The sequence below is a fragment of the Spirosoma sordidisoli genome, assembly GCF_004138325.1.
Taxonomy (GTDB): domain Bacteria; phylum Bacteroidota; class Bacteroidia; order Cytophagales; family Spirosomataceae; genus Spirosoma; species Spirosoma sordidisoli.
This window is the reverse complement of the sequence record NZ_SBLB01000003.1, coordinates 470,878-494,858: the sequence shown is the minus strand read 5'-3', so window position 1 is coordinate 494,858 and position 23,981 is coordinate 470,878. Positions and strand designations below refer to the sequence as shown.

The window sequence follows — 23,981 nt, the reverse complement described above, 5'->3', positions numbered from 1 at the left end:
CTACTGGAGTCGCCAATGGAGTACAAAAAAACTCGAAAGCGGATTGCTCTCGAGTTCTCTGGTAGGAAGTAGCGGGCTCGAACCGCTGACCTCTGCTCTGTCAAAGCAGCGCTCTGAACCAACTGAGCTAACCTCCTTCGTGGAGCAAATTTACAAAAGTTCTGCTTTTTCTAATGAGCTCCGGTAGATTTTTTGCGACGGAATCCGCCACAGCAGCACTAACCCGATGACAAACAGCACCAATAGGGCCAGCACAGAATTTCGCATGCTGCCCGTTAGTTGTTCGATCAGGCCGTATAACAGCGTGCCCAGTACGATCGATGACTTTTCGGTAACGTCGTAGAAGCTGAAATAGGAAGCCGTATCGGTCGTGGCCGGAATTAGTTTGGAGTAGGTAGACCGCGAGAGCGACTGCACCCCGCCCATCACCAGGCCTACTACCGACGCCAGCGCGAAAAACTGCATTTCGGTCTGCACCGAATAGGCGGCTGCGCAGATACCGATCCAGATCACAACCGCTACCATCAGCGCATACGTATTCCCAATCCGCTCCGACAGTCGCGAGAACCCGTAAGCCCCCGGAATGGCAACCAGCTGGAGTAGCAGAATCAGGATAATCAGGCTCTGTCCTTCCATTTTTAGCTCGTCGCTGCCGAAGATGGTGGCTACATACATCACCGTCTGTACCCCCATGTTGTACACGAAGAAAGCCAGCAGAAACCGTTTCACCATCGGCAGCATCTGTAGTTCAGAAAATACCTTTCTCAACTCTTTAAATCCATTGAGCAGGTAGCTGCCGCCCGCCGACGGATTGGCCACAGCTTCTTTCCGGACACCGTCGGGCAGGCGGCTGAAGGGAATTTGCGCGAACCCGATCCACCACAGGCCAACGGTCAGGAAAGCCAGGCGGGACGCCATGCCTTCGGAAATATTGCCGAACCAGTCGCGCTTCAGGATAACGACCAGGTTGAGTATCATCAGTAACACACTGCCGATGTACCCCATCGAGAAGCCCCGGGCGCTGACCCGGTCATAGCGGTCTTCAGTGGCAATATCGGGGAGGTAGGAATTGTAGAAGACAATACTGCCACTCCAGCCAATCAGGCTCAGCCAGAAGCAGATAACGGCAAAGGTGGTGGTGTCCTGGGTGAAAAAATACAGTAGACTACAGCTAATGGCACCCGTGTAACAGAAACCTTTCATGAACGCTTTCTTCCGGCCGCTATAGTCGGCTATCGCCGTGCAGACCGGCGATAGCAGGGCGGTGAGCAGAAATGCGGCCGATACCGTATAGGAAAACAGCACCGAGTTTTTGATCGACATGCCCAGAAAATCGATGACCGGGCCACCGGCTTCGTTGAGTGCCGTTGCCGAAAAATAAACCGGGAAAATACTCGATACGATGACGAGCGAGTGAACAGAGTTGGCCCAGTCGTAGAATGTCCAGGCAGTGAGGGTTCGAGGATCGTTCTTTTGCATAGGGTGAGGTAGTCAGCAGAGTGATTCAGTGGGTGGGATGCTGGACAGCCCCAGCAGGCTCTGGTTGCGCAGCGGCTGTTGTCGAAGCTGCTCATAGTCGGCCGACGCAATGAGGGTAGGCAGTATAGCCAGATCGGATGGACGATGGGCGTCGGAGCCGATGAAGTCAACCCATTTTTGCCGGAGCATTCGCTGCGCCTGCGTCTTTACCCGTCTGCCATATCGCCCGGTCAGCGAGCCCCAGTTGAGCTGGAACAGGCACCCTTTCGACCGGAGTTCATCCAGCGTTTTCAGCTGGTCGTGGTAGTAGGTATACCGTTCCGGGTGGGCCAGCACCGGCTGATAGCCCTGAGCCAGCAGGTGAAACAGAATCTCGTTCAAAAAATGGGGCGCCGAGGCCCAGCCGGTTTCGAAGAGTACATACCGCTCCGGACCGAAGCTGAGCAGCTGATCGGCATGAAGCAGGTCGAGGAAAAGATCATCGACCAGATATTCGGCAGCCATATCGATGGTAAGCGGGAGCTGATGATCGGCAACCAGCTGGCGCAGAGAAGTCAGACCCGTCAGCAGGGTGTCCCGGGTGTTGGGGAACCAGTCCTGGCTGACATGGGGCGTTGTGATTACATGGCGGATCCCGCCGGCTGCCAGCTGCTGTAAACAGTCGAGCGCCTGCTCCGGCGTCGATACGCCATCGTCGACACCCGGTACCAGGTGCGAATGAATGTCGGTTTGCCAGAAACAGGTCGTTTCTGCAGGGACATCGCCCTGCCAGCCCGGAAACAGGGACCTGAACTGGCGTAGCAAGCTATGTAGAGAATTCATTACCTGAAGCTGGTGGATACGCAGCACTGACCATACAGTCTGTAAATGTACAGCTAAACCGGTACCAAACGACTTTCCCGGTCAGTCAGGCCAATCCGCAGGCCCGATGATCCGCGTCTCAGGGACAGGCGTTGTTACATCCGGTCTGGTTTTACGTCTGGTTAGTACAGGTGTAAACCAGGTACCGATCATGAAAGCTAACCTTACCCAGGTAATGCCAGCGCCCAGCCCCCGACATAAGGTCGTTGGCCTGACTATTACGGCCTGTGGATACGACCAGTTTATCGACCAGGTGATCGACGCGGCCCGGCATCGGGAGTCAGGATACGCCTGTTTCGCAAATGCCCACATGATCGTGGAAGCCGCCCGTAATCCAACGTTCAGGCAGGCGGTTAACCGGTCGACCTGGACGCTGGCCGATGGGGTACCGCTGACCTGGGCGCTTCGCTGGCTGTATGGAATCCGGCAGGAGCGGATCACGGGCCTCGACGTACTACCTACCTTATTTCGGGAGGCCGACCGGCATCAACTGGCCGTGTATATCTACGGATCCACCGGCGAGGTGCTGGCCATGTGCAACCGCTACTGTCTCCATCATCACCCTACGCTACGAATTGTCGGTATGTATTCACCGCCTTTCCGGCCGCTCAGCCCGGCCGAAGAAGCGCAGGTAACGACTCAGATCAGTTTGTCAGGGGCCCAGCTCGTTTTCGTGGCGTTGGGATGCCCCCGGCAGGAGGCCTGGATGGCGGCCCTGTCGGACCGTATACCGGCTGTCCTGCTTGGGATTGGTGGAGCGCTCCCGGTAACGGTTGGTTCGCAGAAACGGGCACCCCGCTGGATGCAGCGATCAGCCCTCGAATGGTTATATCGATTCATGCAGGAGCCGCGCCGGTTGTTTGCCCGCTACGCCGTTACCAACACCCTGTTTCTTTACTACCTGGCCCAACAGTGGTACCGGCAGCAACGGCCCCTCCCGGCTGATCCGGCTGAATTGACAGACAGCTACCTCTAGCCGACCAGTCTGTGCTGGTTGCCCTGTATTCCCCAGTGATCAATTACGTATGCCTGCCCCGATAATCTTATTCGCCTACAAGCGTGCTCACGAGCTTCAGCGAACGCTGACGGCTTTGCAGGCCAACCACCTGGCCCCCGCGAGTGATCTATACGTCTTCGTGGATGGTCCCAGACTGGATGGTCCCCGACTGGATGGTCCCCGACTGGATGGTCCCCGACGGACCGACGAAGCGGCCAAAGTAATGGCGGTACGCGCTCTGCTGGATGGCCTGAGCGGCTTTCGAACCATTCATCGGGTGTACAGTGATCACAATAAAGGCTGTGCCAACTCCATCATTGCCGGCGTTACGGAAGTACTCCGCAAGTACCCCTCAGCGATCGTGCTGGAAGATGATATCGTGACCAGTCCTAATTTTCTGGACTACATGAATCAATGTCTGACCCAGTACGCCGACACGCCTTCGGTTTTCTCGGTAGGCGGCTACACCTTTCCATTTCGGCAACCCGCCGACTATACCGACGATGTTTATTTCTTTGGCAGAACCTGCGCCTGGGGCTGGGGAATCTGGGCCGACCGCTGGCACCGGGTCGACTGGGAACTGACCGACTTCGATGCGTTCATGGCCGACCGGCGGGCCAGGCAGGCGTTCAACGCGGGCGGGACTGACCGGGTCCGGATGCTGCGCCGGGCGTATACCAAAGCCATCGACGCCTGGGATATACGGCTGTGTTACAGCGAATTCAAGGAAAAGGGGCTGACCGTATACCCGACCGTTTCGAAGACCCTGAACATCGGCGTCGACTCCATCGACTCAACCACCGAAGTCATTTTTGACCGGTATAAAACCCCGCTCGATGCGGGGCAGCAGCGCTACTTCCGGTTACCCGACCGGGCCGTACCTAATTGGTTCTATACCCGTCAGTTTCAACGGAAATTTAGTATACCGGTGCGTATCCTGAATAAAATCCGGACCTGGCTGACTATAAACCCTATTCGTCGAAATCGCCGGGTTACCAGCTAGTACCGAGATCCATGCGGATATTGCTCATCCATAATTACTACCAGCAGCCGGGCGGAGAAGACGCTGTTTTTGAACAGGAAACTGCTTTGCTCCGCGAAGTGGGCGTCACGGTAGAAACGCTCACCTTTACCAACGAAAGCTTTGACGGTACCCTGGTTCGTACCCTGCGCTCTGGAGCAAAGGCGCTGTATAATACGCAATCGGGCAAACGGCTCGATCAGGTGATCTCTCAGTTCAGGCCCGATCTGGTTCATATCCATAACCTGTTTTATACGGCTTCGGCGTCGGTGATTCGGGTGGCCCGCCAGCGTACGGTGCCGGTGGTGATGACGTTGCATAACTACCGGCTGGTGTGCGTGAGCGGACTGCTGATGCGGGAAGGCCGCATCCCCTGCGAAACCTGCCTGACCCGGACCGTTGCGCTGACGGGTATTCGTCACGCCTGCTTCCGCCAATCGTACCTGCAGTCGGCCCAACTATCGCTGACAACCCTGTTACACAAGCTGACAGGGGTCTGGCGAAGTGTCAATCGATTTGTCGTGCTGACGGAGTTTGCCCGTCAGAAAATACTTCAGTCATCGCTGAAACTGCGACCCGATCAGGTCGTGGTAAAGCCCAATTTCGTAGCCGATGTAGGCGCGGCTGATGTTGAGCAACGACAGGCTTTCTTTTTGTACATAGGCCGCCTGTCGGCCGAGAAGGGTGTTGCTGTGTTGCTCGACGCGGCACAGTCGCGACCCTTCCCGCTGCGTATTCTGGGCGATGGGCCGTTGGCAACGGAGGTGATCCGGGCGGCTGCCACTCATCCGACGATCGACTACCGGGGGTGGCAGTCGCGCACGGCGGTCATCGACGCGCTGAAGACCTGCCGGGCGCTGATCGTACCATCTGTCTGGTATGAAGGATTGCCTACGGTCTTGCTGGAAGCGTTTGCGGCCGGTACCCCCATTATCTGTTCTGACCAGGAGAACCTGAATCAGATCGTAACGGACGGCCAGACCGGGCTTCTGTTCAAAACAGGAGATAGCGACGACCTGATTCGGGCTGTCGGTCAGCTAGATACCCAACCGGAGCTGCGCCGGAAGCTAGCCCGGCATAGTCGTCTCGAGTACGCCCGTTACTCGAAAGAGGCAGCCCGCGAGGCCATAATCCGATTATATACCGATACCATTCAGTCGGCAGGAGGCAGAACGTCTGCGGAGTGGCTACCGCCGGAGCCGCCGGACCAGGTAGCCGCCCAGAATCCGGCCTAAGTCTGCCATCAGAAACAGGGGGACGTTGGGGGCATGGAGTCGGGCAAAGTGATACCGTATGCGTAGCTGTACCGGCGACCGCACCGAAAACAGGCTATCCCAGAACGAGCGCCATGACCTTGCCCTGTCCATCGACAGGCCGGTCGTTTCGGTATGTTCATATACCAGGCTGTTGACCGATACCCACAGCGGAAAGCCAGCCCGGCGTGCCCGAATCGAAAAATCAAGATCAGCGAGGTACTGCGGAAAATGGTGCGCATCGAAAAGCCCGACCGTCGAGATGACCGACCGATGGATCAGCATACCCCGACCCGGCAAGCTGTCGGAGTCAATGGCGTGCTGGTTCGTGGCTTTCAGCTGGCTAAGCTGGTTCCGGTACGTGGTTCGCGCCAGATCAGTGAACCGGGCTGTGAACCAGTTCAGCCGGGTTCCAGCGTAGAGGAGCTGATCGGGTTGATGGATATTCACGGATATGGAGCCTACCACACAGGGCTTATGGTTCTGCCAGGCATGTACCAGGCTGGTCAGGTAGTCGGGAGGCACCTGCGTATCGTCGTTGAGGGTTAACACAAAGGCGTCGGCATCGGCAGGCATCCGGTCGAGGGCGTACTGGATACCCAGATTCGTAGCGCCCGCCCACCAGAGCGAGCCGGTCCCCGAAAGTACAACCACCTCCGGAAACTCGGCCTGGATCATGGCTGACGTGCCATCAGTAGATCCATCGTCAACGACCACCACGGTAAAGTAGGCGTACGTCTGCCGGTACAGACTCGCCAGACACTGCTGGGTGTAGGCCTTCCGGTTATGTACGGGAATGATAATGTAGATCACGGCTGTAGTAAGCAGGAGACGGCTCGGCCGGGGAAACGGGCAACGCAAACCGGGGTAGTCGCGGGCTAACGAGCCGGATGAGGCCGTACAGGTAAAGCAAAACACACAGGCAACCCGCTGTTACGGAACTTTGTCCAAACACCGTCAGCACCAGTAAGGAGAAACTGACAATTTGCAGAACAAGGGTTGATTTCCGGCTGACCGTTAAGAGCGAATACGCCAGCGCACTGACGGCATAGCCGAAACCGGTAATAACCAGCAGGCCATAAAATCCGTACGCAAAGTATAACTCCGATGTCAGGCCTGTCCGGATGCCGAGGGTGTTACTGGCGTCGAATAACTTCATAAACGAAAAGGCACTATCCTTAGCCACCAGCGCTGATTTGTCGAAGCCCGCCAGTTTCAGCACCGAGGAGTTGATCAGTGAGCCCAGGGTGCTGGCTGTCAAATCATAGCCGGGTATCTCTCCCGGTCTAAACTCGTTAACGGCACGGATATATTCCCGAAACTCGACACCCAGCGGGAAGCCCTCGGTACCGGTAATCGACATGGACATATTGCCCAGGCGGAGGCTTTGCAGCACGGCGTACAGCAGCACGGCGCTGGCCAGCATGATTACCGACTTGAGATTGATTGCAACCCGACCCGCCAGCACTCTGTCGTAGGCGAAAATAGACAGCAGCGAAACGAGCAGAAACAGCCGTTTACTGTCGATCGTCATGATAAGTACCGCCCCAACTACGGCAACCAGCCAGGCAAACCGGGCGGCTTTGTGGTCAGCGCGCTGGAAGCGATCGTACAGCAGAACCGCCGACACGCAGTTGAAAAAGCCGTAGTTGTAAACATACCCGTAGTCGATCTCGTACATTTTATCCGTAAAGTCGCTTCCGGAAAGGATCGGGATATACCCTACGTGGTTAATGAAATCAGCGAACCAGAGCAGAGGGAAAAACAGGAGTGGGTACTCCAGCCATGTCAGGTCGTTAAAGAGGGGGCGGCCGGTTTGTTGAGCCGAAGCCGGTACCTGTTTGACAGGGGTCAGCTGGTCATGGACAAGCATACCCAGGCTCAGGCAACTGAGGAACAGGTTGTAAATAATACAGCCTTCGTCCATGGCGATGTAGTAGGGATTGACCGCGTAGTAGGTCAGGATTTTTACCTCGCCAACAAACAGCCAGCCTATCCATATGAGCAGGAACCCTTTCGTAAATCGATTCTTAAGATGAAAGACAACGAAGATGGGCACAACCAGGAGCGTATGGCTGAGCAGAGATGGGTATATGAAAGCCTCCCGGTAGCCAAATCCGAGTTGATACACAACGGGAGTCAGCTGGGCCATCAGGAAGCAGAGGACCATCAGCAGCAGCTTATTCATAGATCAATGGTACCTGTAGTGAACGGATGTGCCGGGCCGGGTTGCCCGCCCATAGCTCATAGGGCGGAACGTTCCGGGTCACCACCGCGCCGGCGCCGATAATGGCGTGATCACCGATGCAGACGCCTTTCAGAATGGTGACGTGCGCACCAATAAAAACCTGGTTTCCTATATGTACCGGAGCGGTACTGGCCAGGGCGTTATCGGCGCTGGTACCCCGCTGTCGGGCGTCGAGGCTATGAAAATCAGTATCATAAATCACGGTATTGCCCCCGATGCTGACATCGTTGCCAATGACGATAGACCGGTGGCACACCAGCGCTGTTCCGCTCATGCCAACGCGGTCGCCAATGCGGATTGTACCGCCCAGATCAGCAATGAACAAGCAGGGTTGCTGGCGGCCGATGCGGTTATGGTTCATGCCGTTGTTCAGCATCAGCGAATGCCCAATGGTCAGGCGGCAACCCTCGTTGATGTCAACGATCGGAATGCCGTAGCTTTTCAGGCCGGGCCCTATCGTGGCCCCGTTGATATAGAACCGCAATCGGGTCAGTTGCTGACCGCCCCAGCGCCTGACCCGCCGACGAACAAACCGGACAGCCCGGTAGCCGAGTCTAATGACTGAGAAGATCCGCATAAACAGAGGGCTGGGCTCGGTTATGAATAAAACGCCGGTACTGACCAACGCAGACGATCAGCAGAAAGCAGTTCCAGATTGTACCGGCAATTACCACACTGGCGGGTCCGGCCTGAGCATACCGAAACAGCAGGTAGTTGAGGGGTACATACAGGACGGCCCCAATCAGCGACGCCCGCACCAGCGGGCCAAGTTGCCCGGCTCCGTTGACGAAGTAGTTGTAGTTGCTCAGAAAAATAAAACTGATCACGTAGGCGGTTAGCCACCCGCACAGACCTACCGGAATCGGAATTTTGGGGCCAATCCAGAACGCAAACACGGGCTGGGCAACCACGAACATCAGCAGCGCGAGCGCAGCCATAGCCAGACTGAGCCGGTTAAGACGGCGCATGGTCTCCTGAATCCAGTCTATGTCCTGTTTAACGCAGGCATCGGTAAAAGCCGACCAGTAGGGGGTGATCACAATACCGTACAAAAAAGTCAGCAGGCTGAAGTACTTGTTGGCAATGCTGAACGGGGCCACGTGGCCGGAACCCAGAAAAAAGGAGATAAACAACCCTCCCGACGTGAATACGAGCACACTAATTAGCTGCAGAAAGAAAAACTGGCCGCTGACATTTAGCAGCTTACCGGTTAGTTCGAACCGGATATGGCGAAAAGCGGGGCGGACCCGGGCATACTGGGTACGGAAAAAATAGACCGACGCCAAAGCGAATACGAGCAGTGGTACGGTGTTGGAAATGTGAGCGATGAGTAGCAGAGAGGGCGTCGACATGACAGAAACCAGATAGATCAGCACGACGATTAGCGCATTGATCAGCAGCATGATGCGGGCTACGGTGGCGGTTCGCTGGTCGGCCAGGAGAATGGAATTGATCGGCTTCAGAACTAACTGAAGGCTGAAGCCGATCAACGTGTACGTAATAATAGCGTTGATGCGGGCGGGCTGATCGCTGGTGATGTGCAGCAGTGTGGTCCAGTCTACTAGCCCGGGCGCCAAACCAAACAGCAGGCATAAACCCAGTGCGCAAAGGGCTGAAAGAAAGTAAAGGGTGCTGATGTGCTCCCGGGCGCTGGTATCATCGCCATGATTGAAAAAGAGCACGAGGTTGTTGCGCAGGCCATTGCCGAAACTGACATCGACCAGGCTAAACCAGCTGGTCAGAAAGGTGATGGTCATCCAGATACCAAAATCATTGACGGGAATGTACTGAACCGTCAAAGTGACCGTAACGAAGCCGATCAGAACACTGGCTCCCTTTAGAAAAATGGATTCAATAATGTTTCGATACACCAGCAGACTACGGGTATCGATGCGGTTTATACGCTGGATGAAAAAGCGCTTCATCGACATCAGAACGCATCGGTATTACCCGTAAACATGGCCGCCAGCGTCTGTAGACAAATAGACACATCGAGCAGTGGAGAGGCTTTCTGGATGTAGAAGCGGTCGTAACGAACCCGATGCTTCATCATGAGCGGGTTCATTACCGCCCCCCGATAGCCACGAACCTGGGCCAGCCCGGTAATACCCGGTTTTAGGTCATACCGGCGAGCGTATCCGGGTAGCTTATACCAGTACTGGGCATCCAGTTCAATCGGGTGGGGGCGGGGACCTACCAAACTCATATTGCCCAGCAATACGTTCAGAAACTGGGGGATCTCGTCCAGATTGGTTCGGCGGAGCAATCGGCCCAAAGGCGTAACCCGCGGATCGTCGGGAGAGGCCTGCCGGAACGGATGGTTATGCCGGGGGGCAATGAACATAGTTCGGAATTTATAGCAGTGAAACTGACGCCCATTTCGACCCGACCGGATTTGCACAAACAGAGCCGGACCCGGTGAGGAGAGGATAACGGCAAGGCCAATGATGGGCATGAGCCAGCTCAGCACAAAGACGATTATGAACAAGCTGATCGTGAGGTCGAATACCCGTTTTCCCCAATAGCCAGACGAGCGGGTATCGGCGTCAGCAACGGCATGGCGCTTTCGGGAGTAGGTTTTTATCGTATCAGTAACCATGAAGATCGAGGTTAGGCATTGAGTTTAAACCGACTTAAGAATGTCTTTTTCTTCACCGCTTCGTACTGGTACCGGTCGCTGTTGTAGCCACCGTAGCTGTAGTAATTGGCGGCATCATTCCTGACCGCATTGAGTACGATGTTGAGTTTGTTAAATCGTTTTTCGCGGTACAGCGACTCCACCATCTTGAGGCAGTTTTTGGGGGTTACATCATGCCGGACGATGTAGAGGGTAGCGTCGGCAAAAGGGGCGATGAGCTGCGCGTCGGTAACCAGGCCGATAGGGGGCGCATCGATAAGGATATAGTCGAAATGCTGGCGCAAATCATGAATCAGCTTTTCGAGCCGGGGGCCTGCCAGCAGTTCCGAGGGGTTCGGAGGCAGGGTGCCGCTGGTGATGATCCAATAATTTTCGTTGTTGGGCAGCGGATTAACGATTTGTTCCAGGGTTGTTTCGCCGGTTAGGTAGTCGCTTAGACCCAGTCCGTTGGGGTAGTTAAGTGATTGGTGCAGGCGCGGTTTCCGTAGGTCCATCTCCAGAATGACCGTACGCAGGCCCATCAGTGCCAGACTGGCCCCCAGGTTGAGCGAGATGAACGACTTGCCTTCACCCGAAATACTAGAGGTGAACAGCAGTACCTGACTGCCACCCCGACTGTTTCGCAGGTAATTCAGGTTGGTGCGCAGGGTTCTGATCTGTTCAGCAATGACCGTTTTGCTGCGGGCGCCCACTACCAGCGCTTCTACCTGTTTCTTCCGGACAATCTCCCCAAGAATCGGAACCTGCGTCCCCTCCTCAACATCTGACCGGCGGATGACGCGGTTGTTGATGGCATCATATACCGAGAAGGCCAGTACGGGCAGCAGCAAGCCCGCCAAACCGAAAAGCAGATAGATCAGCTGCTGATTGGGTTTTACCGGTTTCGTATCCGTGCGGGCAACGTCAACAATACGCGAGTCAGAAATGACCGACGCGTAGGATACCGCGGTTTCTTCACGCTTGCGCAGCAGGTAGGTATACAACTCGTTCTTGATAGCCTGCTGACGGGTAATGTTCATCAACGTCCGTTCTTTGGCCGGAATCGTGCGGATGGTGCCTTCCAGTTTCCGGTTGTTGGCCTGAAACTGTTGCTGAGCGCTACTCAGCATATTCCGCATGGTGCTGACGTTTTCCGAAATGCTGGTTTTGAGGGATCGGAGCTGGCTGTTGACGGTCTGCATCAGGGGGTTCCGCTCCGAGGTGGTGCGGGCGAGGTGTTCGCGCTGGGTTTCCAGCTTGGTGAACGACTCAATCAGGGCCAGCAGGGTAGGGTCGGTAAGGCCCAGCGTGGCGGGGGTACCGCTGCGGTATTCGGGCTGGCTGTTGATGTAAGTTTCGATGTCGCGCAGGGCTTCGAGCTGAATAGTAACCTGGCTTAGGTTGGCGTCGTTCTGCTGGGCCGTTTCGAGAAATCCTTTGGCCTGCGTGCCCAGATCGGTAATGCCCTGCGACGATTTGTATTGTTCAACCCCTTTCTCAACCGTTTGTAGTTCGCCGGAAACCAGTTGCAGCCGGTCATCAATGAAATTAAGTGTATTGGACGCGACCCGGTTCTTATCCAGAATGGATGCTTCCGTATACACATCGATCAGGCGGTTCAGCAGAGCCTCTCCTTTCTGAGGAACCCCCGTTTCGATGGTCAGCATAATAACCGTCGATGCTTTGCTGGTCGGTTCGGCCTTCAGGAGTCGCAGCAGATCGGTAACTACCCGGGAGCGGGGGTTTACCTGCACCGAAATGGGTTCGGTACGAGCCGAAACCGGCTGGGGACAAAAAAAACGAAGTCGACCGTAAGGCGTCTGTACACTGGTATTCAGGGGATAGGTGTGGTCGTCGAGCTGAATGCTCGTTGCGTTCAGAAACGTAATCCTGAACGGTTCGTCGCGGTATAATTCGGCTGTGGGTTGTTCAACAATCAGCCGGACGGGTGTCCACTGGTATATTTCGCGCTGGCCGTAGGGCGTATCCTTAAAATAACTGATTTCCAGGTTGAGCTGCTGAACTACTTTGTCCATCAGGGTGTAGGACTTCAGAATTTCGATTTCGTTTTCGACTACTTTTTTGGGAGCGAAAATCTCCAGCTCTTTAAGGATGTTGTCAGAGTCGAGCCCTTTTTTTTCATCTTTAATGAGCAGGCTGGCCTGACTCCGGTAAACCGGTTGCTTGAACCGCAGGTAGATAAAGGCCACCAGGAGCATGAGGCTCACTGCAAGCGCGAACCAGTACCAGTGCCGCAGGTACCGCATCAGGTGCGCACGGAGGGCATTATCGGTATCCATAACCTGATACGGAACGTATGAATACGGAGCAGTTTTCGACATAACTGGTGGGTTAATAGCGACCGGTGAATATGATGGCGATGAAGGACAGGGCGCTCAATACCGCAGGTACCAGTAGGTAGAAGCGATCGGCATTGGCAACGCGGGCCTTGCCAGGCTCAACGTAGACGATATCATTGGGATGCAGATAATAATAGGGGGATCGGAACAGGTGGCGCTGGGTCAGATTGATGCGCGTGAAGGTTTTGCGGCCGTTTTCATCCCGAATTACCAGCACATTATCCCGACGTCCATAGATCGTAGCGTCGCCGGCCAGGCTCAGCGCTTCGATAATGGTTATCTGGTCGTTTGGAATCGTAAACAGCGAGGGACGAGCCACCTCGCCGAGTACCGAAATGCGGAAATTTTGATTTCTGACGTTGACAGTCGGCTCCTTGAGATAGGCGGTAAGCTTCTGCCGGATCAGCGCGCTGCACTCCGCAACCGTCAGCCCCGCTACCGGCACTGTACCGACGAGCGGTAACTCGATAGTGCCGGCAGGAGACACCAGGTAACCCGCCATCTCGGGCAGACCGGCTGGGGTGCCTGGCTGAGTACGCCCATTGTTTGTCTGCATGAGCGAGTAGGGGTTGAAGAAGCTACTGGCCTCCTGATTCAGGCTACTCACCTGTATAGCGAGCACATCGCCGGGCCCCAGCCGGGGAACGTAGGTTTCTGCCGCCTGGATAGCACTCTTTGCGCCCGAGTCATCCTGGAAATAAACGATTTGTTTGGGAGACACACAGCTGCTACACAACCAGACCAGACTGATAAGGCAAGCCGAAACCATACTCAGCCGAATAAAGCTATCTATTTGATTGGTCTGACTAAAAGGGTAAAACATTCTGTGAATGATAAGTAAGTAGGCAGTAATACACCATACATAGCTTCGTTAACTTTTTAGCCAGTAGAAACGGATTTGTTCTGGCTGGATAAGGTGGTAATGAACGACTTGCGTGATGCGTTATTCGGCGGATTGATAAAGTTGGCGGCTACAGAAATACAGGCCTTGCAAATGTTATACCAGTCGATTAAAATAGTTTGTTATGTTTCTCATCGCTGCAGCGTGTTTTGCTCAATTGGTGAGACGTTATTTTTAGACAGGGTAACTTTATAGATAGATCGTTTCTCGCTGGAAAAAAAATAGCAAAAGGCTTATCTAGAGATATAATTGGGTGTACGCCAGAAAGTTATTGCATAATGGTAGGTCGATGGATTTGCTTGCTTTGGAAGAATTATTGAAAAGAATACAAGTGATATATAATCTAAAGAGTAAGGTGGATTGAGGCAGAGAGGGATAAATAAAAAATAAGGCGTCGAACTATATTGAGTTCGACGCCTTATTTTTTGGGTGTTAATTGAGGGTAGATAGGGTGCCAGCTGGATAATTAAAAATGCGGCTGTTTTACAAAAATATATTTTAAAATATAGGATATATTATACCTTATAAAGTTGGTATAAATTCAAGATTAATATCGGCGTCTTTACCGTCGACAGGCGCTTTCTGGCGAAGAATTAATTTAGTTCGATTCAGCTCGACAATTGGGAAATTGCCGGTAAAGCCCGTTACAACAACATCGATAGACTTACCGTCGGGGGCCAGCGTCCAGGTTCCTCCGTTCACGACCGTATTGGATTGGTTGGGGTCCAGGGCGCGCACGGTACCGTTCGACCGGAACTGCATGTTCAAATTAAAGAGTACCTGGGTGGCCAGATTCAGTCGGCCAACGGTAATATTCTGGCCGTCTACCGTTGTCACACGGTTGGTACGCCAGTTATTGGCAACCAGCAGGTCGGCCTGCGCACCGGAAGGGGTGGTCCCTTCGTCATCCTGGCAAGCGGTCATTCCTGCGCTCAGCAGGCTGATTAGAACGATGAACCGAAGTAGTAGGGGAGAAACTTTGAACGTTTTCATGCTGATAAAATGAATAGGGCAGCGAAATGAAATAAACCTCTTCTTCCTATAGAACGAGTAAACGGGGCTGGCCTGGGGTTAAAATTCAGTAGTTTTGCTCAAAACTCAAGCAATGCGCGTCCGAATTGGCTTTTTCTTACTGTATGCTCTGTTCTGGGCGGGTACCAGTAGTCCGGCACGAGCCCAGCAGCAGTGTGCTGACCGGCTGACGTTCACGCCCGTTAGCCAGCCCAATCGGATTGAGTGGGACAAGTTTCCGGCCTTCTCCCTGCCGTTTCCCGTTATTTATGGCGGCCCACGCTTTGGCGACACCAAAGGCAGCCCGCTTCAACACGGCTTCAGTCATATCGATCAGATTGCCGACAGTGAATTTGGTACGGTGGTTCAGCCCCGGCAGCGGGCCATCGTCTATTACGGCGTAGCCAGTCTGGCCAATCAGCCCTGGAGCGAGATCGACAGCCCCTGGGCAAATGACCTGACGGCCTACCGGGCCAAGTGGAATCAGTGGCTGCTGGATGTGTCGGGTGGGCAGCGCAATGCGGCCGGTAAGTACGTCATTCTGGCCGACCGGCTGACGCTGGATGTGGAGCGTATTGCTGAAACCGATACCCGGATTCTTCGGCTTAAGCAAGACAGTCGGGTACCCGCGCAGTACCGCAATCTGTCCGATGCTGCCTTTGTAGCGGCCTACAGGCTGGCCATCCGGAATCTGTACGCCGAAGCCGCACGGTATCTGCGCCAGAACGCCGACCTGTCGGCCATTCAGGTTAGCAGCTATGCCGATACGCCCATCCTGAATACCTACCTGAATGTGCCGACTTTCAGCTGGTCTGACTGGACAACCAACCTGAGCCGGGTCAACTTCCTGGTCAAAGATTCGACCGAACAGCGGGTCGGTGGACCCTTTTATGAGCAGCTTACTACGCTCTCGCCATCGGCGTATTATTTTTACGATTATCCCAACGCGCTGGCTCCGGATTACCTGGCTTATCTGCTCTTCCATGTAGAGGTCAACCGCGCCTGGAGCAACAAGCCGGTAGTGCCCTGGGTCTGGCTGCGCTACCACGATACGTCGAACAGCCCGATGCAGTTTATTCAGCCCTTTATGGCCGAAGCAACCGCCATCTTTCCGTTTTTCTCCGGTGCGGCCGGGTTGTGGCTTTGGGAAAATCCATCGCTCGAGCGTACCAGAACCGATACCTACGCGGCCTACGAGCATTTTACCCATGGCCTCTACCGGTTGTCGCGCTTTGCTGACCAGTTTCAGGGGAATTATGAACTGGTCATCGAGACCCCCGCCCGCGACCTGATGGACCGGCAGCAACCAGTTTGGCGCGGGGTAGTGAAAAACAACACCATACTGATTGCAGCCCAGAATCCCTATGCTACCGACGGAGCCAAAACCAGCCTGACCGTACGCTATAAAAACACCTGGCAGCGCACCATCGAACTGACGGGCCGCGACGTCTATCTGTGCCGCTTCGATATGGGGGTGGTCACGGCCGGCGAGCCGGTTGCGCCTGCGGTCGAGGTGTTCCCGAACCCGACCGCCACGGAACTAACCGTTCTGCTGAGTCAAACACCCGCTGCCGCTACGGAGTTGGTACTACAGACCACCGCTGGCCGGATAGTAAGCCGGCAGCCAGTGCGGACCGCCCGCGAAACGATGAATGTAGCGGCCCTGCCCGCGGGTCTGTATGTTTTACGGATTACCAATGAATCGGGTAGTCAAACCCGAAAGGTGATCATCACCCGATAACCGGCGGAAGTGACCGACCGCTTCGCCCAACGCTATGCCGAATCAACTTCAGTACGAAACCAGTCCTTACCTGCTGCAGCACGCCAACAACCCGGTCGACTGGTATCCGTGGGGTGAAGAGGCCCTCAATCGGGCGCGCGACGAAGACAAACCCATTATTGTCAGCATCGGCTATTCGGCCTGCCACTGGTGCCATGTCATGGAGCGCGAATCGTTCGAGAAAGAGGTTGTGGCCCGGGTCATGAACGAGAACTTTATCTGCATCAAGGTCGATCGAGAAGAACGCCCTGATGTCGACGCTATTTATATGGACGCCGTCCAGGCAATGGGTGTACAGGGTGGGTGGCCCCTGAACGTGTTCCTGATGCCCGACGCCAAACCGTTTTACGGGGTAACCTACCTGCCTCCCCAGAACTGGGTCAACCTGCTGGGGAACATCAGCGACGCCTTCGCCGAACACCGCGACGATCTGGCCAGATCGGCCGAGGGCTTTGCCACCGAACTCAATCTGTCCGACGCTGAACGGTATGGGTTGAAAGAGGCTGACCCCCTCTTTGCGCCCGAAACCCTCGACGGATTTTACCGGAAAGTGGCCGTTAAAGCCGACGATGAAAAAGGGGGTATGCGCCGGGCACCCAAGTTTCCGATGCCCAGCATATGGCGGTTTCTGCTGCGTTACTACGCCGTTTCGGGCAACGAAGGAGCCTTGCGCCAGACTACCCTCACCCTCGATCGAATGGCGCTGGGCGGCATATACGATCAGCTGGGGGGCGGTTTTGCCCGCTACTCGACGGATGGCGAATGGTTTGCGCCCCACTTCGAGAAAATGCTGTATGACAACGGGCAGTTACTGACGTTGTATGCCGAAGCCTACAGCCTGACCAAAAAGCCACTCTACAAACATATCGTTTACCAGACCATCGCCTTCGCCCAGCGCGAACTGCTTAGTCCAGAGGGCGGCTTCTACTCAGCGCTCGATGCCGACAGCGAAGGGGTAGAGGGGAAATTCTACACATTTACCCCGGCCGAGCTGCGCGAAACGCTGGGGACCGATTACAGCTGGTTTGCCGATCTGTACACCAGCACAGACGACGGAAACTGGGAGCACGGCCGCTCGATTCTGCACCGCACCGAAACCGACGATGCCTTTGCCGAACGTATGGGCTGGTCGATGGCCGATCTGAATGTGCGGCTGGATGCGGCCCACATCCGACTGATGCGGCTGCGCGACGAGCGCGTCCGTCCCGGTCTGGACGATAAAATCCTGTGTTCCTGGAACGGGCTGATGCTGAAAGGGATGGCAACTGCCTATCGCGTATTTGGCGAACCTGAGTTTCTGACGCTGGCGCTTCGGCTGGCCTTTTTCCTGCTCAGAAACATGCGCGACGCCCGCAATGGTCGGCTCTGGCACACGTACAAGAACGGCCGCGCCCGACAGGCTGGTTTTCTGGACGATTACGCGGCCGTGATCGACGGGCTCCTGGCTCTCTATCAGGCCACGTTTACCGAAAGCTGGCTGCAGGAGGCCGATCAGCTGACCCAGTATGTGCTGACCAACTTTGTAGACGGCAATCAGACCGATGGCGCTGATGATCTTCTCTATTTCACCGACAAAAATGGCGAAGAGCTTATTGCCCGCCGTAAAGAGCTGTTCGATAACGTGATTCCGTCGTCGAACTCGATGATGGCCGAAAACCTGTACACGCTCAGTCTGTTGCTGGATCGCCCCGCTTACGCCGACCGGTCGGATCGCATGCTGGGACGTGTTCAGCCGTTGGTACAGCAGAACGCCGATTACCTGACCAACTGGGCCGCGCTGTTCGCCCTCCGCACCAAACCGACCGCCGAAGTGGCCATTGTCGGCCCCGATGCTGACCGATTTCGGGCCGAGCTGGACGCGGCTTTCTATCCAAACAAAGTCCTCTGCGGTACCACCGGCCGAAGCGAGCTGCCTCTTCTGCACCAGCGTGGGCCGGTAGATGACCAGACCACCGTTTATGTCTGTTACAACCGCGCCTGTCAGTTACCCGTTACATCGATCGATGCGGTATGGGGGCTGCTGCATCAGGTACAATAACTACCAACAGGTAAGTATACCGGTCAGTAAATCAGGTAAATAAACTGATTTTTATCATGGCATACCGTTTCAGCAAGTAAGTACATTCGGCTGGTAATCAGATCAAAGAGAGCTACATGAAGCGTTCCTGGGAACGATAGGGTAGCTTCTCACGGGTCCCATTACCTGTTTAGAACCGTCCTACAAGTATGAACACTACCATGATTTCCAGGCCTATTAAACGCTATCTGGGCTTTTTGCTGCTGCTGGGCTGGCTGGGCTGCACCGACCATCGCGATTCAGGCGTATCGCCTGGGTCGGCCGCTGTTCGGTTACGGGTCAAAACACTGACGCTGGATCTTCCCGATGGGCTGGCTAAAGTCAGCGCGTTCAGTTACGACCCCCAGGGGCGGCTGAGTGCCATTAAGACCTACCAGTCGCCCGACAGTACCGTCTCGGATGTCGAGTACAGCAGGTATCAATATGACAGTCAGAACCGGCTAGTCCAGTTGCGGCATGAGGTAGTCAGGCGGACCGATACGGGTAAGCCCAATCCCGTAGAGCAATACACCTATACTTACAATGGGCTGGGCCAGGCCGAACAACTGGCTTACCTGAATGGGTTTACGCTGACGCTTAATTACAATGCGGTTGGTCAATTGATCAGCAGCCAGCGGGAGTATACATTCCGGAGTTTTCGGCTAACGGGGGCCGACTCGTTTACTTACACTGGAAATAACGTGACAGAAGTAAACAGCAGCCGCTTCTTCACTACAACCACACGCTCAACCAGATCGTACCGATACGACGATAAGATCAATCCGTTTTATGGTGTCTTTATCATTCCGGCTCCCTACCCGGAAGGGTTTGCCGACCCCGTAATAAAGCCCACGATCAACACGTATTTTGGCGGGCTCGATAATCTGCTCAATTTAAACCAGAACAACGTCGTCAGCGAAACTTCGACCTTTAGCGGAACCCTGAACTACGAGTATCAGTACAATGCCAATAATCTGCCCATATTACGTCGGGTTGTGAATCCGAACAATGGGCAGGTGCTGGAAACGCTGCGATTCGACTATGAAACCTACTAGATTGATTCGTCCAGGTACCGGTGGTTAGTACTTATGGGGCATGATGAGCTAAAAATACCTAAAGAGGTATGCGAGATCTGCCCTGACGTATAGCTAGCGAGCGGTAATAAGTGACTATTTAATACCGGTTACCTTTCTGCTTCCTATAACTTTCTTTACTCTTCTAAACCAACCATGAAAACACATGAACTACTCAGCTATTTAGTCCTGCCACTCCTGGTAGGCTGGCTGGCCGCCTGCAATGATCATGTTAATCCGTCTACACTGCCCGGTTCGGCACCTGGGCGGTTGCGGGTTAAAACCATTACACGGGAATCGCCCAATAACCCAACTTCGGTTAGTGCGTTTCAGTACGATGGGCAGGGACGGCTGGTACTGATTGTCGGCTATTTTTTGCCCGATAGCAGTGCGGCACCGGTCGAAAATACGGTTTATCAGTATAATGCCCAGAACCAGCTTACCCAGGTTCAGCGGACCACTGTCAGGCGGGGAAGCGGGTCTGAGACCTATACTCTGAACTACAACGGAGCCGGGCAGGTATCCGGACTCGTGCACCAGCCATCCACGTTCAGCCTGGGACTGAGCTATCTGCCAAACGGCCAACCAAGCGGTTATTCCAAAGGTATATCGGTGGGAGGCCTGAGTTTCAACGGCGGGGGTGGATTCACCTTTACCGGCTTCAACCTGACGCAGACCACGGAAAATTATAATGTAATTCGGTTAGGAGGGCCTTCTATCCCGGTTGCTTCCCGGTCTTCCAGCACAAACTACGCCTACGACGACAAAATCAATCCATTCTACGGGGTGTTTATTATTCCTGCACCAGGCCTGTTTGGACCTTCGCCTGTTTCGGGATCGTTTGGACCCTACTATACCTTATACGGAGGAGTCGATAATCAGTTGAACCTGAGTCAGAATAACCCGACCCGCAAACAGGAAAACGTAACAAGTTCATCATTCGTTGGGGACATACAAACAACCTACACGTACACCTACAACCCATCATACCAGCCCATCAGCCGGGTGTCAACCGTTAGCAGTGCCATAACCGAAACGCTGACTTACACCTACGAATTGTACTAAAAGGCACCGCTACCCGCCCCAGGCAGTCAGAACCAGGGAACGGGAACCACCATAATCACGGTGCTCACCCAGGTATATACCCTGCCAGGTGCCCAGATTTAACCGCCCGTTCGTGATCGGAATCAGGACCGAATGGCCCAGCAGCGCGGCTTTCAGGTGAGCGGGCATGTCGTCAGCGCCTTCGTAGTTGTGCCGGAAGTAAGGCGCATTTTCGGGGACAGTCCGGTTGAAAAAACTTTCGAAATCCTGCCTGACGGTGGGGTCAGCGTTTTCGTTGACGGTCAGGCTGGCCGAGGTATGCTGGATGAAGACCTGCAGCATACCCTGGTTCAGCTGCCCGAGTTCGGCGGCAAACTCGCGTTCAATGATGCGGGTAATCAGGTGGAAGCCGCGCGGAAAGGCGGGTAATGATATAGTCCGTTGAAACGTAGCCATACAGTTGCTACATAATGCGCTCCGAGTTCTCGCTGACGAAGGCGCCCCAGGCCCCTTTTTTGTTTTTCTTGCCCGGCGCTACGGGTAAGGCGTTCTCGTGAAAATGATGGCAGACGGCAATGGCCAGCGCGTCGGTAGCGTCGAAGAACTGGGGGTTCAACTCTTCCTTGAGCAGGTGGCCGACCATATGGGATACCTGGTCTTTGCTGGCATTCCCGTTTCCTGTTACCGACTGTTTGATGCGCCGGGGAGCGTACTCGACAATCGGAATATTGCGCGACAGAGCAGCCGCCATAACGACCCCCTGCGCCCGGCCCAGCTTCAACATGGCCTGTACGTTCTTGCCAAAAAAGGGATCCTCAATGGCCATCTCGTCGGGCTTGTGTTCTTCAATAAGCCGAATGATGGTTTCGTATAGTTTCTGAAGCTTCAGCTGGTAGGTACTATATTTGCTCAACTGAACAACGCCATACTGAATCATCCGCATGACGCCCCCCTGCACCGAAATGATGCCGTAACCGGCCACCTGGGTACCGGGATCAATGCCTAGAATGATCTTCTCGGGCAGTACAGTGGCATTTTTTGCGGTGATGATCATAACAGGTGTCGGCGTTGTGCGTTTCACAAAGTAACGTCTTCTTATACGTTTTGTCGCTTAAACCATCTAAAAAAATCGTACTGGGGCTAAAAATCGCCATCCTGGCTGGTCTTTTAGCCTACATAGTCCATGTTTTGAAGCGACAACCGTTCGACTGGAGTCTGATCCGCACCTCCTGGCAATCGGTTGAGGAACCGGGCTGGTGGGCGGCCGGTCTGCTGCTGCTCATTCCGGTCAACTGGGGACTGGAAGCGCTGAAGTGGCAGATTCTGCTCCGGCGGGTTGAGCCAGCCAGTTTCTGGGCTGCCTACCGGGGCGTGCTGGCGGGGGTTACGCTCGGCTTTGCGTTGCCGATGCAGCTGGGCGATACGGCCGGGCGGGTGTTGTCATTACAGACCGTACAACGGGGCGAAGCGGTCGGTGCTGCGCTGGTGTCGGGCGGTATGCAGTTCTATGTTGCGCTTATCTTTGGCGCGTTTGCCTGGGCACATCATATTCAGCTGGTTCCCAACCGGGCCAATGCCGCCGGGCAGGCTCTGCTGGTCGTGCTGCTGGGTCTGGTGGGGCTGGGCGTGGTATTCGGGCTGGTTCGGTCCCGGCTGCTCGGGTGGCTGGCGCGCCGGGCTGCGCTACGCCGGTGGGCCCGGTACTGGGCCGTAGCCGGACAGTATACTGACCAGGAAATCGGCCTGGCGCTGGGTGTGGCTGCGCTGCGCTATCTGGTTTTTTCGGTGCAGTTTTTTCTGGCGCTACGGCTGGTGGGACTCACGTTACCGGCCCCCATAGCGACGTCAGGCATCGGGGTCGTTTACCTGGTCAAAACCATTACCCCGGCTTTTAACCTGCTCAGTGATCTGGGCGTTCGGGAGGCTGCGTCGCTCTGGACGTTTGCGCCGTTCGAGGCTGCAGCGCCGGTACTGGTTACAGCAACGCTCACCCTGTGGGTGGCTAATCTGCTTGTGCCCGTGCTGGTCGGTCTGATCTGGGTCTGGAAACTAAAATGGTCTGTCTCCTAAACATATCCCATCTGTGCTTGTTTTACTCGCTGCCAGTGCCACCTATGCCTGTTTTGCCCTGCTGCTCTGGCTGACCTGGCTACGGATTCCCCTGCTCGCGCCAGCGGCTTTGCCCATTACAGGCCCCCGCATCACCGTCATTATTCCGGTCCGGAACGAGGAGGAGAACATCGGGCGTCTGCTCGATGATCTGGATCGGCAAACCTACCGGAGCTTTGAGGTCATCGTAGCCGACGATGCGTCTGTCGATGGTACGCGCGATCGGGTACAGGCGTATGCATCGGCGGCTACCTATCCGCTCCGTCTGTTGTCCCTGATTGATAACGGGTCGGCATCGCCCAAGAAGCGGGCCATTCGTCAGAGTATCGAACAGGCCACCGGCGAGCTGATCATGACTACCGATGGCGATTGTCGGGTAGGGCCCGACTGGCTGGCTGCCTATGCCGCTTTTTACGAACAGACGCGGGCAAAAATGCTATTCGGTCCAGTCACCTTTACAACGGATACGCGCCTTTTTGACTCTCTTCAAACAGTTGAGTTTTCGAGTTTGATCGGGTCGGGCGCCTGCACCCTGGCCCTGGGGCAGCCTACCATGTGCAATGGGGCTAACCTCTGTTACGAGAAACAGGTCTTCTACGAGGTGGGCGGGTTTGCGGGTGTCGATCATCTGGCTTCCGGAGATGACGAGTTTCTGATGCACAAGATTGCTGCCCGGTATGCGAAGGGGGTGCGGTTTCTGAAAAGCCAGGCCGCCATTGTGCAGACTAACCCCCACCGATCGTGGCGGGCGTTTTATAACCAGCGCAAACGCTGGGCCAGTAAGTGGCAGGCCTACAACAGCCTGATTCCGACGCTGCTGGCCGTCTGTGTGTTTATCTGGAATGTAACCCCGGTCGTAGCCGTTGTCGGCTGGTTACTCAATTTTTTAAACGCAAATACGACTTTACTCGTTGTAGGGCTGAAGGTCGTAACCGAGTTTTTGTTTTTACGGGAGGTTCTTGTTTTTTTGCAAAAAAGGAGGTCAGTACTGTACATCCCGCTGACACAACTGGTGTACCCATTCTACGTAGTTTTTTTCGGGCTGGCTGCGCAGGGAAAAGGCTATCGATGGAAAGGCAGAGATCTGAACTAGCAGTTTGCGGTATCCGGTTTACGGTGGACTGACGAATAGGTAATAACGGGGCTAGTCCCTCAAACCGGGTACTGTTCA

General features: G+C 55.0%; 21 protein-coding genes and 1 tRNA gene. 9 read left to right on the top strand and 13 right to left on the bottom strand.

Annotation, left to right across the window (positions count from 1 at the left end; genetic code table 11):
- Window positions 1-59: 59 nt before the first annotated feature.
- From EQG79_RS13990 to EQG79_RS13980, 3 genes are all read right to left on the bottom strand, one after another.
- Window positions 60-137: transfer RNA gene (locus EQG79_RS13990), tRNA-Val, on the bottom strand.
- Between the two features lie 13 nt (window positions 138-150).
- A complete protein-coding gene (locus EQG79_RS13985) occupies window positions 151-1,479 on the bottom strand; it encodes an MFS transporter (protein ID WP_077919676.1) in 1,329 nt (442 codons plus the stop codon).
- Window positions 1,480-1,491: 12 nt separating this feature from the next.
- Window positions 1,492-2,301, bottom strand: coding sequence for a tyrosine-protein phosphatase (locus EQG79_RS13980; protein ID WP_240699353.1), 810 nt, complete (start codon window positions 2,299-2,301; stop codon window positions 1,492-1,494).
- A 190-nt stretch (window positions 2,302-2,491) separates the two neighbouring features.
- Between EQG79_RS13980 and EQG79_RS13975 the strand changes: the two genes are divergently transcribed.
- From EQG79_RS13975 to EQG79_RS13965, 3 genes are read left to right on the top strand one after another with little or no spacing between them, the layout of a single operon-like run.
- Window positions 2,492-3,316, top strand: coding sequence for a WecB/TagA/CpsF family glycosyltransferase (locus EQG79_RS13975; protein ID WP_236648595.1), 825 nt, complete (start codon window positions 2,492-2,494; stop codon window positions 3,314-3,316).
- 49 nt (window positions 3,317-3,365) lie between these two features.
- Window positions 3,366-4,340 carry a glycosyltransferase family protein gene (locus EQG79_RS13970; RefSeq protein WP_129601982.1) on the top strand — a complete coding sequence of 325 codons (975 nt, stop codon included), beginning with the start codon at window positions 3,366-3,368 and terminating at the stop codon, window positions 4,338-4,340.
- 11 nt (window positions 4,341-4,351) lie between these two features.
- Window positions 4,352-5,593: a glycosyltransferase family 4 protein gene (locus EQG79_RS13965; RefSeq protein WP_129601979.1), complete on the top strand. Its 1,242-nt coding sequence runs from the start codon at window positions 4,352-4,354 to the stop codon at window positions 5,591-5,593.
- Here the strand turns inward: EQG79_RS13965 and EQG79_RS13960 are convergent.
- The 8 genes from EQG79_RS13960 to EQG79_RS13925 all read right to left on the bottom strand — a co-directional run bounded on the left by EQG79_RS13960 (window position 5,546) and on the right by EQG79_RS13925 (window position 14,730).
- Entirely contained in the window at window positions 5,546-6,424 is an 879-nt protein-coding gene (locus EQG79_RS13960) for a glycosyltransferase family 2 protein (protein ID WP_129601977.1), read from the bottom strand. The two genes, EQG79_RS13965 and EQG79_RS13960, sit on opposite strands and share 48 nt — an antisense overlap.
- Window positions 6,396-7,799 (bottom strand): hypothetical protein, encoded by a 1,404-nt coding sequence (locus EQG79_RS13955; protein ID WP_129601976.1) that lies wholly within the window; start codon window positions 7,797-7,799, stop codon window positions 6,396-6,398. The genes EQG79_RS13960 and EQG79_RS13955 overlap by 29 nt, the downstream gene beginning before the upstream one ends.
- Complete coding sequence (locus EQG79_RS13950; protein WP_129601974.1) at window positions 7,792-8,436, bottom strand: acyltransferase; 645 nt, start codon at window positions 8,434-8,436, stop codon at window positions 7,792-7,794. Before EQG79_RS13950 ends, EQG79_RS13955 begins: the two co-directional genes overlap by 8 nt.
- A complete protein-coding gene (locus EQG79_RS13945; protein WP_165358890.1) occupies window positions 8,414-9,784 on the bottom strand; it encodes an oligosaccharide flippase family protein in 1,371 nt (456 codons plus the stop codon). The genes EQG79_RS13950 and EQG79_RS13945 overlap by 23 nt, the downstream gene beginning before the upstream one ends.
- Window positions 9,785-9,789: 5 nt before the next feature.
- Window positions 9,790-10,458 carry a sugar transferase gene (locus EQG79_RS13940; protein ID WP_077919669.1) on the bottom strand — a complete coding sequence of 223 codons (669 nt, stop codon included), beginning with the start codon at window positions 10,456-10,458 and terminating at the stop codon, window positions 9,790-9,792.
- A gap of 11 nt (window positions 10,459-10,469) precedes the next feature.
- A complete protein-coding gene (locus EQG79_RS13935) occupies window positions 10,470-12,818 on the bottom strand; it encodes a GumC family protein (RefSeq protein ID WP_129601970.1) in 2,349 nt (782 codons plus the stop codon).
- Window positions 12,819-12,828: 10 nt separating this feature from the next.
- Window positions 12,829-13,557, bottom strand: coding sequence for a polysaccharide biosynthesis/export family protein (locus EQG79_RS13930; protein ID WP_236648593.1), 729 nt, complete (start codon window positions 13,555-13,557; stop codon window positions 12,829-12,831).
- 702 nt (window positions 13,558-14,259) lie between these two features.
- Window positions 14,260-14,730, bottom strand: coding sequence for a hypothetical protein (locus tag EQG79_RS13925; protein WP_129601968.1), 471 nt, complete (start codon window positions 14,728-14,730; stop codon window positions 14,260-14,262).
- Window positions 14,731-14,842: 112 nt separating this feature from the next.
- Between EQG79_RS13925 and EQG79_RS13920 the strand changes: the two genes are divergently transcribed.
- The 4 genes from EQG79_RS13920 (at window position 14,843) to EQG79_RS13905 (ending at window position 20,722) form a co-directional block, all read left to right on the top strand.
- Window positions 14,843-16,489, top strand: a complete 1,647-nt coding sequence (locus tag EQG79_RS13920; RefSeq protein WP_129601966.1) for a T9SS type A sorting domain-containing protein — start codon at window positions 14,843-14,845, stop codon at window positions 16,487-16,489.
- Between the two features lie 34 nt (window positions 16,490-16,523).
- Window positions 16,524-18,566, top strand: coding sequence for a thioredoxin domain-containing protein (locus EQG79_RS13915; protein ID WP_129601964.1), 2,043 nt, complete (start codon window positions 16,524-16,526; stop codon window positions 18,564-18,566).
- Between the two features lie 188 nt (window positions 18,567-18,754).
- Window positions 18,755-19,639, top strand: a complete 885-nt coding sequence (locus EQG79_RS13910; RefSeq protein ID WP_077919663.1) for a hypothetical protein — start codon at window positions 18,755-18,757, stop codon at window positions 19,637-19,639.
- 174 nt (window positions 19,640-19,813) lie between these two features.
- The gene (locus EQG79_RS13905; RefSeq protein WP_129601962.1) at window positions 19,814-20,722 is read left to right on the top strand and encodes a hypothetical protein; all 909 of its coding nucleotides are present in this window, start codon (window positions 19,814-19,816) and stop codon (window positions 20,720-20,722) included.
- 9 nt (window positions 20,723-20,731) lie between these two features.
- Here EQG79_RS13905 and EQG79_RS13900 read toward each other — a convergent pair whose 3' ends face one another.
- Entirely contained in the window at window positions 20,732-21,157 is a 426-nt protein-coding gene (locus tag EQG79_RS13900) for a secondary thiamine-phosphate synthase enzyme YjbQ (protein WP_077919661.1), read from the bottom strand.
- Between the two features lie 7 nt (window positions 21,158-21,164).
- Window positions 21,165-21,755: a crossover junction endodeoxyribonuclease RuvC gene (gene ruvC, locus EQG79_RS13895; protein WP_077919660.1), complete on the bottom strand. Its 591-nt coding sequence runs from the start codon at window positions 21,753-21,755 to the stop codon at window positions 21,165-21,167.
- Window positions 21,756-21,805: 50 nt separating this feature from the next.
- Between ruvC and EQG79_RS13890 the strand changes: the two genes are divergently transcribed.
- Both EQG79_RS13890 and EQG79_RS13885 read left to right on the top strand, forming a co-directional pair.
- Complete coding sequence (locus EQG79_RS13890; RefSeq protein ID WP_077919659.1) at window positions 21,806-22,771, top strand: lysylphosphatidylglycerol synthase domain-containing protein; 966 nt, start codon at window positions 21,806-21,808, stop codon at window positions 22,769-22,771.
- A 13-nt stretch (window positions 22,772-22,784) separates the two neighbouring features.
- Window positions 22,785-23,903 carry a glycosyltransferase family 2 protein gene (locus tag EQG79_RS13885; protein ID WP_129601960.1) on the top strand — a complete coding sequence of 373 codons (1,119 nt, stop codon included), beginning with the start codon at window positions 22,785-22,787 and terminating at the stop codon, window positions 23,901-23,903.
- Window positions 23,904-23,981 lie beyond the last annotated feature (78 nt).

Excerpts from the sequence above, each read along its gene's own strand:
- EQG79_RS13985 (WP_077919676.1), bottom strand. The coding sequence starts at position 1,479 with ATGCAAAAGAACGATCCTCGAACCCTCACTGCCTGGACATTCTACGAC.
- EQG79_RS13980 (WP_240699353.1), bottom strand. The coding sequence starts at position 2,301 with ATGAATTCTCTACATAGCTTGCTACGCCAGTTCAGGTCCCTGTTTCCG.
- EQG79_RS13975 (WP_236648595.1), top strand. The coding sequence starts at position 2,492 with ATGAAAGCTAACCTTACCCAGGTAATGCCAGCGCCCAGCCCCCGACAT.
- EQG79_RS13970 (WP_129601982.1), top strand. The coding sequence starts at position 3,366 with ATGCCTGCCCCGATAATCTTATTCGCCTACAAGCGTGCTCACGAGCTT.
- EQG79_RS13965 (WP_129601979.1), top strand. The coding sequence starts at position 4,352 with ATGCGGATATTGCTCATCCATAATTACTACCAGCAGCCGGGCGGAGAA.
- EQG79_RS13955 (WP_129601976.1), bottom strand. The coding sequence starts at position 7,799 with ATGAATAAGCTGCTGCTGATGGTCCTCTGCTTCCTGATGGCCCAGCTG.
- EQG79_RS13950 (WP_129601974.1), bottom strand. The coding sequence starts at position 8,436 with ATGCGGATCTTCTCAGTCATTAGACTCGGCTACCGGGCTGTCCGGTTT.
- EQG79_RS13945 (WP_165358890.1), bottom strand. The coding sequence starts at position 9,784 with ATGAAGCGCTTTTTCATCCAGCGTATAAACCGCATCGATACCCGTAGT.
- EQG79_RS13940 (WP_077919669.1), bottom strand. The coding sequence starts at position 10,458 with ATGGTTACTGATACGATAAAAACCTACTCCCGAAAGCGCCATGCCGTT.
- EQG79_RS13935 (WP_129601970.1), bottom strand. The coding sequence starts at position 12,818 with ATGTCGAAAACTGCTCCGTATTCATACGTTCCGTATCAGGTTATGGAT.
- EQG79_RS13925 (WP_129601968.1), bottom strand. The coding sequence starts at position 14,730 with ATGAAAACGTTCAAAGTTTCTCCCCTACTACTTCGGTTCATCGTTCTA.
- EQG79_RS13920 (WP_129601966.1), top strand. The coding sequence starts at position 14,843 with ATGCGCGTCCGAATTGGCTTTTTCTTACTGTATGCTCTGTTCTGGGCG.
- EQG79_RS13915 (WP_129601964.1), top strand. The coding sequence starts at position 16,524 with ATGCCGAATCAACTTCAGTACGAAACCAGTCCTTACCTGCTGCAGCAC.
- EQG79_RS13910 (WP_077919663.1), top strand. The coding sequence starts at position 18,755 with ATGAACACTACCATGATTTCCAGGCCTATTAAACGCTATCTGGGCTTT.
- EQG79_RS13905 (WP_129601962.1), top strand. The coding sequence starts at position 19,814 with ATGAAAACACATGAACTACTCAGCTATTTAGTCCTGCCACTCCTGGTA.
- EQG79_RS13900 (WP_077919661.1), bottom strand. The coding sequence starts at position 21,157 with ATGGCTACGTTTCAACGGACTATATCATTACCCGCCTTTCCGCGCGGC.
- ruvC (WP_077919660.1), bottom strand. The coding sequence starts at position 21,755 with ATGATCATCACCGCAAAAAATGCCACTGTACTGCCCGAGAAGATCATT.